An 11,654-nucleotide genomic window follows, 5' to 3' on the forward strand; every position below is an offset into this window, starting at 1 on the left:
CCCGTCCGCCGCTCGCCGGCAAAAGTAGCAAGCTACTTTCCCGCTGCCGCTCGACTTGCATGTGTTAGGCCTGCCGCCAGCGTTCAATCTGAGCCATGATCAAACTCTTCAATTTAAGTTTGGTTGCCTGTTAAGGCGGCTCAATGAATTGCTGAATTAACTGCTGCAACTAAAAAGTTGCTTTGGTCACTTCATCAGACATTGATATCAAAAATTGTTTTTGATGTTCGATGCTGTGAGTGCCCACACAGATTGCTTGATTCAAATTGTTAAAGAGCGTCACGCTTGTCGCGTTGAGGAGGCGCATATTACGCTTCTCACTTCGAAAGTCAAGCGATTGTTTTCGCTTTTCTTTCAGCGCCCACTTCGCAAGGAAGCTGGCTCATCAGGTTGGCGTGTTCCGCCGTGCTGGTAGGGGCGCATTATAGGGAGCCGCGCCGCGATGACAAGGGCTTTTTCACCGAAAAGAACCGTTCGCTCAGATATGCAGCAAAGCGGTTCTATTTCGCTCGTATCACCACCATTTCGGGCTTTCATTGGATTTAAATTGAACATTTGAAAAGCCACTTTATAATTGGCTTTTCAAATGTTCAATTTAGGTTTCATTCATGCACCAGATCCTGGATAGCCGCAAAGAGGAGAAAATCGTTCCTCTGTTCCGCCTCGGGTTTCGGCCTTTCTTCCTGTTCGGCGCCTTGTTCTCGGCATTGGCGATGCTGGGCTGGCTGGGGCAACTCAACGGCTGGTTCGCTCTGCCCGGGATTGCCAACCCCATCTGGTGGCATGCACATGAAATGCTGTTCGGCTTTGGTGCCGCCATAGTGGCGGGTTTTCTGCTTACCGCCGTCCAGAACTGGACCGCTCACCCAGGTGTACGCGGTTGGCCGCTGGCACTGGTCGTGGGATTGTGGGCCATCCCGAGAGGCCTGCTCCCCTGGTTTGGAGAAAGCAATGTCACTCTGATGGTCATGGACCTGGCCTGGTTGCCCCTCTGTACGTGGTTTCTCGCCAGACCCATCATAGTGACGCGCCAGTGGCGCAATCTCTTTTTTGTTCCCCTGCTTCTCGTGTTGACCCTGCTCAATACCGCTTGCTGGCGGTGGCATGCCGAATGGCCATTGGTAGAACATATCCTGCTTGCAACCGTGCTCCTCTTCACGACCCTGATTGCCGTCATGGGAGGACGTGTCATTCCTTTCTTCACCGCCAGAGCCACTGGGACCGAAAAAGCACTCCCACTGCCGTGGCTGGAGCGCATTGCCCTCGCGTCTCTGTGGCTCATCCTGCTGCTCTGGTTAGTACTCCCGACCCAGTGGGTCATCGGAATTCAGATGTTCCCTCTATATATAGTGGCGGCAGGGGCTCACCTCTACAGGCAGCTGCGCTGGCGACCCGGCATCACGGTGGCCCAACCCCTGCTGTGGTCGCTTCACCTGGCCTACCTCTTTATCCCACTGGGGCTGACCGCCCTGGCGGCACGCACGGCTGGCTGGCCGATTGCCTTGTCACTGGCCAGCCATCTGTTCAGCGCGGGCAGCATGGGGGCCATGATCCTCGGGATGATAGCCCGTGTATCCCTCGGACACAGTGGCAGAGCCCTGCAGATAGGACGCAGGATCACGGCGGCATTTGCACTGGTCATCCTGTCCGCACTGTTGCGGGTCTTGCTCCCCCTCTTTTGGCCAGACCTCACCCTCACGGGATGGAACCTCAGCGGATGGAGCTGGGTTGCCGCCTACGGTCTCTTTGTCTGGGTCTATACCCCCATACTGACCAGTCCCAGAGCGGATGGTCGCCCCGGCTAGTCATCGCGTGGCCATGGCCGGATAGTGGATCAGATTGTGGAAGATGGCGGGAGCGACCCCAAGATTGCGATAGCCATGGGGACGATCCGCTGCAAACCGGACGGCCTCACCCTGATCGAGGGAACGCCACGCCCCGTCCACCAGCACCTCCATCACACCGCTGATGACGATGACATGTTCGGTCACCCCGGGTTCATGGGGTTCTGACTCCCGCTGGTAGCCAGGTAGCAGGGTCAGTTCGAACAACTCGAAACCAAAGCGGGCCTCATAGGGGAAAAGCGGGGCAACCTGCATCCCCTCTCCCGCCGGCTGCTGTCGAATATCATCGGCAATACGGTATACCGTCTCTCCCTGTGCCGCTGGTGTCGGCTCAATGAAACTGGAGAAAGAGACCCGAAAACCGGTGGCAATCTTCCACAATGTTGCCACCGTCGGGCTGGATTCACCTCGCTCGATCTGTCCCAGCATGGCCTTGCTCACCCCCGTTTCACGGGCGGCCATATCCAGGCTCCATCCTCTTTCAGTGCGCAGCCCTTTCAATCGCTGGGCCAGATAGCGACTCATCTCCTGCATCTGTTCTCCGATTTCTTCGAGCCATATTGTGCGCCATAACGCACAGCGTTATAGTCAAAACCACATTGTACGCAATAGCGCACAAGCTATCAGCATCCACAAGGAAGTTTCCCATGCCCCTAGCCCTCCCCCACATGGTCGCGGGACTCATCGCCGTATTGGTGGGTTACACGAGTTCTGTCATCTTGATCATCCAGGCCGCCACGGCCGCCGGTGCCGATGCAGCCCAGGTCTCTTCCTGGTTATGGACACTGGGTATCGGCATGGGGGTCAGCTGCATCGGCCTCTCCCTCTATTACCGGATGCCTGTCTTGACGGCCTGGTCCACCCCGGGTGCCGCCCTGCTCATCACCAGCCTGGGGAACTTCAGTCTGGCGGAGGCCATCGGCGCCTTCATCATCTCTTCACTGCTGATCACCCTCTGCGGTATCAGCGGCTGGTTCGACAGGCTGATGCGTCACATTCCCGCCCCCCTGGCGGCCGCCATGCTGGCCGGAGTCTTGCTCAGGTTCGGGCTGGATCTCTTCAAGGTGGCACCGCAAGATCCTTTGCTGCTTGGCACCTTGCTACTGGCTTTCTTGCTGGGTCGCCACCTCTGGCCCCGCTACACCATGGTGCTGGTCCTGGCTGCCGGCATGCTGCTCTGCACCCTGAGGGGCGAGCTGCAACTCAACGAGGTTTACTGGCAACTTTCCACCCCGGTCTGGGTCTCGCCAGCCTTTTCCATCGACGCCCTGCTCGGCATCGCACTCCCGCTCTTTCTCGTTACCATGACCTCGCAAAACATGTCGGGCATTGCCATCCTGCGCGCCCACGGCTATCAACCGGCCACTTCTTCCCTGATTGGCTGGACCGGATTCATCGGCGTGCTGCTGGCACCGTTTGGCGGCTACGCCTTCAACCTGGCCGCCATCACTGCCGCCATCTGCATGGGCAAGGAAGTGGATCACGATGCCACTCGACGCTGGCCTGCTGCCGTGTGGGCTGGATGTTTCTACCTGCTCACAGGCTGCTTCGGTGCCACCGTGGTTGCCCTGTTCAGCGCATTCCCTGCGGTGCTGGTCACCTGCGTGGCCGGACTGGCGCTGCTCGGCACCATAGGCAGCAGCTTGCACAGCGCCTTGCAGCAGGACGAGGAGCGGGAAGCCGCGCTACTGACTTTCCTCGTGACTGCCTCGGGGATCACCCTGCTCGGGGTCGGGTCTGCCTGCTGGGGATTGCTGATCGGAGTGACATTGCATCAAGTCAACCGGCTCCGCGCCTGACCTGACCATCTGGGGAGACTCCAGTGAGACGCAGCACATAATACTGAGAAGAGCGTTCACATATGAACCTTATTCCTTTCTAGTGACAAAACGGCGCAGATCCTTCCCGACAAGCGCCGTTGTCAGACTCAATACTGGAGAACGAAGATGAGGAATCAGGCTGTCATTTTGTTACTGGCACTGCTGGGCGCCACCACGACCCAGGCTGCCGACACCGATCGGGAGCTGGCACGCCAGCTCGCGCTGCAGCAGAAGAACCTGCTGCCGCTCCTGAACAATCAGGAATACCAGAGCCCACTGCCCAACCTGCTGCAAAAGGCCAGCCCGCGCCTGAAGCGCCAGGCTCGGGATGCCAACCAGGCGGCCATCAGTCGGCAAGGGCTGGATGGCGAGGTCAGGGAACTGATGCAACTGCGGCTGGCCAATCCGGATCAGGCGGATGCACTGCAACAAGGGGTTGAGCCACTGGTTGCCTACATACCAAGTGGTGACGAAAAGAGCTGGAGCGCCATCGAGGCGTTCGACAGCGCCGGCAGCCCGATCTATCTCGATGTGAACCAGCCGCCGGCGCGGCCGGTACTGGTGGTGGAGGCCGATCCGGTCAAAGCCAAGAATGCCGGCCTGAAGGTGATGCGAAAGGCGCTGGCTGCCGCCGACATGCAGGTGACGCCCCGTGCCACCAGCAACGCCACGCCCCTCAAGACCAGCATTCTCAAGAAGATCAGGCTCAACGATGATCAGGAGCCCTGGCTGCTGGGCGCCGCCGAGGTCTATGCCGTCGTGGCCGGGGTCAACCCTGGCAGGGACGAGCCCGTGGTGGATATCGTCGACATGCCCTATCTCGACTACGACAACACCGACTACACCCCCAACCAGATCCTGGTCTATTGGGATCGCTACCGCTGGGGAGCCGTCGACGTGGTCATGATGGAGCAGGATGACAACGTCAATTACAAGGAGCTGAGTGCCCTCCTGATTGACGCACTCAAACTCGGCTTCACTGCGGGCGGCGTACCCGAGGCCCTGCCCTTCCTCGACCTCGGCGGTCGTATCGTCAAGGCACTTCCGGACTCCTGGATGACCAACAACGACGACTACCTCGACACCTTCTATACCCTGGAGCAGGACCAGAGCTATCACCAGTATCCCGGTGCCGCCGGCAATGCAGTCATCGATCTCGAGCCCAGGGAGATCCAGCCAACCCGGCCCTGACTGTCGCTCAAAACAAAAAGCCAATGAGAAGACTCATTGGCTTTTCTGTATCAGAGCCGCGGATCAGGCCTGACCTTTCGGCCTCACACCCAGTGTGTGACAGATGGCATAGGTCAGCTCTGAGCGGTTCAGGGTATAGAAGTGGAAATCCTTCACCCCTTCCTGACTCAGCACACGCACCTGGTCGATGGCAATGCTGGCTCCCACCATGTTGCGCGTCATCTGATCGTTTTCCAGCCCTTCGAAACGCTGGTGCATCCAGCGCGGGATCTTCACGTTGGTGAAACCGGCAAACTTGGCCAGGGTCTGGTAGTTGGAGACCGGCAGTATCCCCGGCACGATCTCCGCATCGATACCGATGGCGGCGCAGCGATCCCGAAAACGCAGATAGGTCTCCACATCGAAGAAGAACTGGGTAATGGCCCGGTTGGCACCGGCATCTATCTTGCGCTTGAGGTTGAGCAGGTCGGATTGCGCACTGCGAGCCTCGGGGTGGCCTTCCGGATAGGCGGCGACCGAAATGTCGAAATCGGCTTCGGACTTGAGCAGGGCAACCAGGTCGGTGGCATACATGTCAGGCTTGTCGAGGCCGGGGGGCAAGTCTCCGCGCAGGGCCACGATATGGCGAATGCCGCTGTTCCAGTAGTCACGGGCAATGGTGCGCAACTCGTCACGGCTGGCGTCGATACAGGTCAGGTGCGGGGCGGCGATGAGCCCGGTGCGCTCCTTGATGTCCTTGATCACCTTGTGAGTGCGGTCACGGGTGCCCGAGTTGGCGCCATAGGTCACAGAGACGAATTTGGGCTCCAGCACCTGCAGGCGCTCGATGGACTGCCAGAGGGTGTTCTCCATCCCTTCGCTGTTGGGCGGGAAAAACTCGAAACTGACCGATATGTCGCCACCCAGATCCGCCAAACTCTGGTTGAGTGCCTCAACCTGACGCGCGCTGTGAAATCCCATCTGCTCTCTCCCTGTCCTGCAACCCATTCCTTCACGCCAAAACGGATGTTTGGACGTCTAAACGTCTTTCTATCTTTATGAGAAAACGGATCAAAGTCAATACCGATTTGTCAGCGACAAGGGGGATTGCCGATTTTTTTATTTTGCAATTCAACCTAAGTAATGAGCGACCCCATCCCAAAATGCTGTCAGGCACGCTATGATGCGGGCGGATCGTCCTGGACGTTCTGAATCTGCGTGTGATTGTTTGGCCGGGTTTCCCGGCCTTTTTTTAACTTCTTTCCCCGCCTGCCGATAAGCAATTCAAGCGTTTGCAGGAGCCCCATCATGGAAGATCACCCCGGTTTTGCCACCGATCTGCTGTTCGATCGCTATCAGGGCGAGGTGACGGATCATGATGCGTTCTGGACCGTGCGTACCCCGGGCTCTCCAGACTACTACTTCGGCAACTACCTGTTGCTACCCACCCCCCCAAGCGATCGTGACAAGGGCTGGCTCGAGGCCAGTTTCGACAGGCTGATTGGCTGGGATCCCCGTATCCGCCACCGTACCTTCCAGTGGCCCCTCGCCGCAGGCCAGAACAGCCGGGTCGCCGGGTTCGTGGCGGCGGGATACCAATACATGGAGTGCGTGGTACTGGCGCTGAGTGCAATGGAATGGCAAGCCCCCACCGGCAGCGACCTGGCCCCGGCTCGCCCGTTCACCGCGGCGGACTGGGATCAGTGGCTCGCCTTCGAACTGGCAGAGCGGGATCCCGCCCATTCGGAGGAGCGCTATCTTCCCTATCTCTTGTCACGCCGCCAGCTCTATCAGGCCATGATCGATGACGGGCTCGGACAGTGGTGGGGGTTATGGCACCAGGATCAACTGGTTGCCAGCTGCGGACTCTTCTTCACCGGCCCCCTGGGACGCTTTCAACTGGTGCGCACGCACGCAGAGTGGCGAAACCAGGGGCTCTGTCGTCTGTTGCTGAGCCAGGTCGCACGCCAGGGACTGGCACGGGCCAGTTCGCTCATCATAGTGGCAGACGAGCACTATCACGCCCAGCGGGTCTATCGCACTCTGGGTTTCGTGCCGGTGGCCCGTATCGGCAGCCTGTGCCGCTTGCCACGGGAATGACAGGTCATCACGCAGATGCAAAACGGGAGGCCAAGGCCTCCCGTTCTTCATGGTGAACCATCAGGGCTGTGCCCCCTCCAGTTCGCTGGCGAGCGCCTCCTCCACTTCGGCAGGAGGCGCTGGAGCGACAGCTCCGGACACCGGTGCTGACGGAGGCTGGGTCGCGCTTGCTCCGGAGGGCGCTTGTCCATTCGGCACCACAGGAGCAGCAGGCTCGGTCCCGATGGCACCCGACGCAGGGACGGCAGGCACGCTCGCCTCACACTGACATTCCTGTCCCTTGCCCTGGTTGCCCTGATGGGGGGCATACCACCCTTTCAACCCCTGTTCCAGGCGATCGGCCGCCGCCTTGGGTGCCACGGTTCCCAGCAATACCTGCTGGCTCACCTCGGCCAGTTCATCCCCGAGCTTGGGAGTGCCGCGGGAGAGGATCTGGGTGGCAACCCGGATGGTGGAATCGCACTGATCCCGCCACTCCATCATCTCTCTGGCCGCCGGATTGGTGGCTTCAAAGAAGTGGTTGGAGAGCGAGAAGAAGCCGGGCAGCGAGTTGGTATAGAGCTCGGCAAACTGGGGAGTGGTCAGCCACTGCAGGAAGGTCATGGCGGCCTCCTTGTTCTTGCTGGCCGGATTCATCCCCATACCGATATCGGTGTGATCGGTGAAGAAACAGCCATCCCCCTGCTTTGCCACGGGCGGGCGCATGACACCGAAGTCCACCTTGCCGGTGAAGGGGGCGATCTCCCAGGATCCCGCCGCATAGAAGGCAGCCTTGCCCGAGGTGAAGAGCTCGTTGGTGGTGGCGTAGTCGCGGCTCTCGCCCCCCTCCCCCAGGTAGTCACGCCAGCGGGCCAGCTCCTCGAACACCTTGACGTATTGCGGGTTGTTGAAGCGCTCCTGGCCCCCGATCAGCGCCAATCGACCATCCTCCCCCTTCCAGTAGTTGGGGCCTATGTTCTGGAAACCGAGCTCGGAGGCAACCCAGCTCTCCGAGCCGCTCACGGCGAGGGGAACATAGCGACCATCCGCCTTCACCTTGTCCAGGGCTGCGAAGAATGCCTCGCGGGTCTGGGGTACCGTCAGCCCCAGCTCACTGAATATCTTCTTGTTGTAGAAGAAGCCGTGAATCACCGATGCCATGGGTACGCAGAAAGTCTGGGCGCCGCTGTCGGTCTGCCAGGGGGATTGGGCAAAGCTCGGGAAGTTCTCCATCCCCGCCATCTCGCTCAGCTCCACCAGATGGCCCGCCTTGAACAGGGCCAGGGAGTCGTCAAACGGGCGGCAGGTGATGAGATCCCCCGCCTTGCCCGCCTTGAGGCTGGCCCAAAGGGTCGGCATGTACTCGACGTTCTGCACCCCGTTGAATTTCACCTGAATACCCGGGTGGGCGGCCTCGAATGCAGGAATGATCTTCTGTTCCCACAAGGCCTTGTCATCTATGCGCCAGCTCTCTATCACCAGCTCGCTGGCCATCAGCTGGCCACACAACAGGAGACTCAGGGCCCCGATCCATTTGTTAGCCATAAGTCCTCCTACACCTTGAAATGGGCGATCAATTGCTGCTGCTTGGCGACCAGATCCGCCAGCACCTCACTGCTGCTGGCCGATTCCCGCGCCTCCCGCTCGGTCTCGTAAGCCACATCCGCAATGCCGGCGACATGACGGGCAACCCCCTGACTCACGGAGATCTGTTCCTGGGCGGCATGAGCCACCTGATCCGCCATCGCCTTGATGGCGCTCATCCGCTCGGCAATGGATTGCAGCGCCTCGTCCATCACCCGGGTCTGGGCCACGCAATCCTGGGTCTGCTCCTGGCTGCGTGCCATCACGGCCACCACGTGCTTGCTGGAACTTTGCAGGCTCTCGATCATGGCCTGGATCTCCTCGGTCGAGGTCTGGGTCCGGTTCGCCAGTGCCCGCACCTCGTCCGCCACAACTGCGAAGCCGCGACCGGCGTCCCCCGCCCGGGCCGCCTCGATGGCCGCGTTCAGCGCCAGCAGGTTGGTCTGCTCGGCGATGCTGCGGATCACGTCGAGGATGCTGCCGATGTTGTCGCTGAATTCCCCCAGCTTGTGGGTGATACCGACCGCCTCTTCCATGGCTCCCGCCAGTTGTTCGGTGATCTGGCGCGTAGTCGCCACTTGTTTGCGTCCGGCGCGGGCCTCTTCGTCCGCCAGGTCCACCTCGCGCTTGGTGCCGTCGGTGGAGCGCGCCACCTCAGTCGCACTCACCTCCAGCTCTGTGATGGCGGCAGCCACCTGATCGGTCTGGCTCTTCTGATCCTGTACCCGTGACATGGCTCGCTCGCTTATCTCGGCGGCGCGGCTCGCCTCGTCCACCAGATGGCGCGAGCCGGCATTGATCTGGGCGAGCAACTCGCCAGTCTTGTCTGCCAGGTATTGATGGAGCGGGTCAGGCTGCCGAACTCGCAGCGGCTCTGGTAGTCGATGCGCCGGGTCATGTCACCCGTGGCCATGCGATCCAGCTCCCGATCGATGAGTTGCAGCGGACGCTGGATGCTGCGGGCCGTGGTGTAACCGATGAGGAGCGCGGCGGCCGCGGAGATGGCAGACACGATCAGGATCCAGGCGCTGGCGCTGCTGACGGCGTCATCCGCCCCGACCCGGCTCGCGCTGGCAATGCTGCCCGCCGATTTGGCCATCTCGTCCAGCAGCGCCAGGCTGTTGACCAGACTGGTGTCGAGTTGCTGGTTCAGGGACTGCAGTGAGGCCGCCAGTTGCTGGCCATTGCGCATGGTCGCCAGCAACCCTTTCGGGCCTAGGGCCAGCTCCTGCATCCGATCGAGGTTGACGATGAAACGCTGCCTCACGTCATCGGGCACCTGCACCCGTTCGAGCCGTTTGCGTGCCATCTCGATATCCTTGCCGAGCACCTTCTCCAATTCATTGAGATCGGTCTTGGCATCGGCCCGGCGGATGTTTTTCAGATCCCGGGCAATGCCGGAGGTGATGAGTTCGGCCTTGTTGCGCATGGAGCGTTTGCTCGCGGTCTGCTGCAATAACAGGTCGGCGGCCCACTGGTAGGTATCTTCCAGCCGGATGAACGCCAGCTCCAGTTCATGGCGCCGATCGAGTGCGGCCACCCACTGACCGTGCTGGGTCAGCACCTGATCCGCCAACCCGTAGAACTCGCGGGTCGCCCCGTCGACCTGGCGGAACCGCTCGCTCGCCTCGGCCACCCCGTCAAACCGGGCCATCTCCTTGCTCTGGGCCAGGAAACGCTCCTGCTGCGCCTTGAACTGGCTGGCCAGTTGCGGCAACTGGGCCGCCTCCTCGCTGGTTCTGTAGGTGAGCACCCAGCGGTTGCTGTCCTGCAGTGCGCCCTTGAGCCCGGCGACCGCGATCACCAGGGGGGTGGCACGATCAGAAACCTGGGAGAGCCCCTCGTTGATCCCACGGATCTTCAAGATACTGATGAAGCCGAGCAGAACCAGCAACAACAGCATCAGCACGAAGCCGGCGATGATCCGCTGCACAATAGATAAACCCATGGAGGCATCCTCACTCGTTGGGGAAAGGGGTGAATGCCGAGGTTATCGGCAGCGGGATGCAATGGAATAGCGGTTCGTGACGCGATGGCGGGCCAGATCACAGTTGGCGTGACATGGCAGGCAGAAAAGGGCCCGAACAGAGCCGGGCCAAAGAGACATGCTTGTTGTCATGGCCGTGCACCGGCCACGTTTGTCATCAGAAGCGGTAACCGACGCCGAACATGAAGGCCACCGGATCGATGGAGGTGTTGATGGTGCCCACGGCGGTATGCACATCGGTATCGATGTCGATGAGCCAGGCAGAGGCGTTGACGAACCAGCGGTCATTGATCGCCATGTCCAGGCCCACCTGACCCGCCATCCCCCAGGAGGAGTCCACGCTCACATCCGTCCCCGCCAGGGCACCGCGCCCTTCCTCGTCGAAGAAGGTGGTGTAGTTGATACCGGCACCCACATAGGGGCGCACCTTGCTGTTGGCATCACCGAAGTAGTACTGCGCCATCAGGGTCGGCGGCAGGTGTTTGACCTTGGCGACCTCACCCAGGCCGGCAGTCGACACCGAGTGGGAGAAGGGGGTCGCGGCCAGCAGCTCGACACCCCAGTTGTCCGTCAACATGTAGGAGAGGGTCAGACCAAGCTGCATGTTGCTGTCGATCTCCAGCTCGCCCGTCCCCAGCACGTTGTCACTGCTGGTCTGGGGAGAGACGAACGCCAGACCACCACGGACCAGGATGTCACCGGCCTGATGTGCCATGGCGACGGGGGAAGCAAATGCGGCTGCGATTAACAGAGGAAGGATCTTTTTCATCACATTATTCCTTTTTTGTTTTCTTTCTATGTTGCAAGCCCGAAAACTATAAAAGGATGTGAATGGCCGGTTATTGATTTAGCTCAATAGTTATCAAGAAATAGATAGATGTACACGGCAGCTTTGATTGGACAATCAAACCGCAGATGAAAATAAAAAGTCATTAAAATACATTATGATACCTTAAATTACCGCATCATCATGAAATGTAAAATACCAATTAAATACACCTTAAACATCTTCATATCACCTTTCAATTGTTGTTTAATTATGCCCCAGGGTGAGAGCGTGAACATTTTGTTAAATTTCACCCAGTTTTTTGAGACCCGCATTGAGTACCGTTTCCAGATATTCACTGCTCATTCCTGCGATTTTTTGCTTCCGTCTTACGCTCGCCTTGC

Annotated in this window: 8 protein-coding genes, 1 rRNA gene and 1 pseudogene; 4 read left to right on the top strand and 6 right to left on the bottom strand. The window is 59.7% G+C overall.

Going from position 1 to position 11,654, the window contains the following annotated elements; all coding sequences use genetic code 11:
* Positions 1-115: ribosomal RNA gene (locus C3418_RS20510) — 16S ribosomal RNA — on the bottom strand; the annotation flags it as partial.
* A gap of 493 nt (positions 116-608) precedes the next feature.
* Between C3418_RS20510 and C3418_RS20515 the strand changes: the two genes are divergently transcribed.
* Complete coding sequence (locus C3418_RS20515; protein ID WP_103859164.1) at positions 609-1,805, top strand: NnrS family protein; 1,197 nt, start codon at positions 609-611, stop codon at positions 1,803-1,805.
* Here C3418_RS20515 and C3418_RS20520 read toward each other — a convergent pair whose 3' ends face one another.
* Entirely contained in the window at positions 1,806-2,378 is a 573-nt protein-coding gene (locus C3418_RS20520) for a helix-turn-helix domain-containing protein (protein WP_042015843.1), read from the bottom strand.
* Positions 2,379-2,491: 113 nt separating this feature from the next.
* Between C3418_RS20520 and C3418_RS20525 the strand changes: the two genes are divergently transcribed.
* Positions 2,492-3,643, top strand: coding sequence for a benzoate/H(+) symporter BenE family transporter (locus C3418_RS20525; RefSeq protein WP_258040150.1), 1,152 nt, complete (start codon positions 2,492-2,494; stop codon positions 3,641-3,643).
* A gap of 147 nt (positions 3,644-3,790) precedes the next feature.
* Positions 3,791-4,855: a DUF3103 family protein gene (locus C3418_RS20530; RefSeq protein WP_103261667.1), complete on the top strand. Its 1,065-nt coding sequence runs from the start codon at positions 3,791-3,793 to the stop codon at positions 4,853-4,855.
* A 63-nt stretch (positions 4,856-4,918) separates the two neighbouring features.
* Here the strand turns inward: C3418_RS20530 and metF are convergent, their stop codons facing one another.
* Positions 4,919-5,815: a methylenetetrahydrofolate reductase gene (gene metF / locus C3418_RS20535; protein WP_010674220.1), complete on the bottom strand. Its 897-nt coding sequence runs from the start codon at positions 5,813-5,815 to the stop codon at positions 4,919-4,921.
* A gap of 327 nt (positions 5,816-6,142) precedes the next feature.
* Here metF and C3418_RS20540 point away from each other — a divergent pair, with 327 nt between their 5' ends.
* Positions 6,143-6,934, top strand: coding sequence for a GNAT family N-acetyltransferase (locus tag C3418_RS20540; protein WP_103859165.1), 792 nt, complete (start codon positions 6,143-6,145; stop codon positions 6,932-6,934).
* Positions 6,935-6,994: 60 nt separating this feature from the next.
* On the opposite strand, the gene C3418_RS20545 is transcribed toward C3418_RS20540, so the two are convergent.
* From C3418_RS20545 to C3418_RS20555, 3 genes and pseudogenes are all read right to left on the bottom strand, one after another.
* Entirely contained in the window at positions 6,995-8,458 is a 1,464-nt protein-coding gene (locus C3418_RS20545; RefSeq protein ID WP_042015850.1) for an extracellular solute-binding protein, read from the bottom strand.
* 8 nt (positions 8,459-8,466) lie between these two features.
* Positions 8,467-10,445, bottom strand: a pseudogene (locus tag C3418_RS20550) (methyl-accepting chemotaxis protein).
* Positions 10,446-10,641: 196 nt separating this feature from the next.
* Positions 10,642-11,253 carry an OmpW family outer membrane protein gene (locus C3418_RS20555; protein ID WP_010674216.1) on the bottom strand — a complete coding sequence of 204 codons (612 nt, stop codon included), beginning with the start codon at positions 11,251-11,253 and terminating at the stop codon, positions 10,642-10,644.
* Positions 11,254-11,654: the final 401 nt, after the last annotated feature.

Source organism: Aeromonas sp. ASNIH8 (genome assembly GCF_002919855.1).
Classification (GTDB): Bacteria; Pseudomonadota; Gammaproteobacteria; order Enterobacterales; family Aeromonadaceae; genus Aeromonas; species Aeromonas caviae.

Bases quoted from the DNA above. Each gene is read 5' to 3' on its own strand.
- C3418_RS20545 (WP_042015850.1), bottom strand. From the start codon at position 8,458: ATGGCTAACAAATGGATCGGGGCCCTGAGTCTCCTGTTGTGTGGCCAG.
- metF (WP_010674220.1), bottom strand. From the start codon at position 5,815: ATGGGATTTCACAGCGCGCGTCAGGTTGAGGCACTCAACCAGAGTTTG.
- C3418_RS20525 (WP_258040150.1), top strand. From the start codon at position 2,492: ATGCCCCTAGCCCTCCCCCACATGGTCGCGGGACTCATCGCCGTATTG.
- C3418_RS20540 (WP_103859165.1), top strand. From the start codon at position 6,143: ATGGAAGATCACCCCGGTTTTGCCACCGATCTGCTGTTCGATCGCTAT.
- C3418_RS20515 (WP_103859164.1), top strand. From the start codon at position 609: ATGCACCAGATCCTGGATAGCCGCAAAGAGGAGAAAATCGTTCCTCTG.
- C3418_RS20555 (WP_010674216.1), bottom strand. From the start codon at position 11,253: ATGAAAAAGATCCTTCCTCTGTTAATCGCAGCCGCATTTGCTTCCCCC.
- C3418_RS20520 (WP_042015843.1), bottom strand. From the start codon at position 2,378: ATGCAGGAGATGAGTCGCTATCTGGCCCAGCGATTGAAAGGGCTGCGC.
- C3418_RS20530 (WP_103261667.1), top strand. From the start codon at position 3,791: ATGAGGAATCAGGCTGTCATTTTGTTACTGGCACTGCTGGGCGCCACC.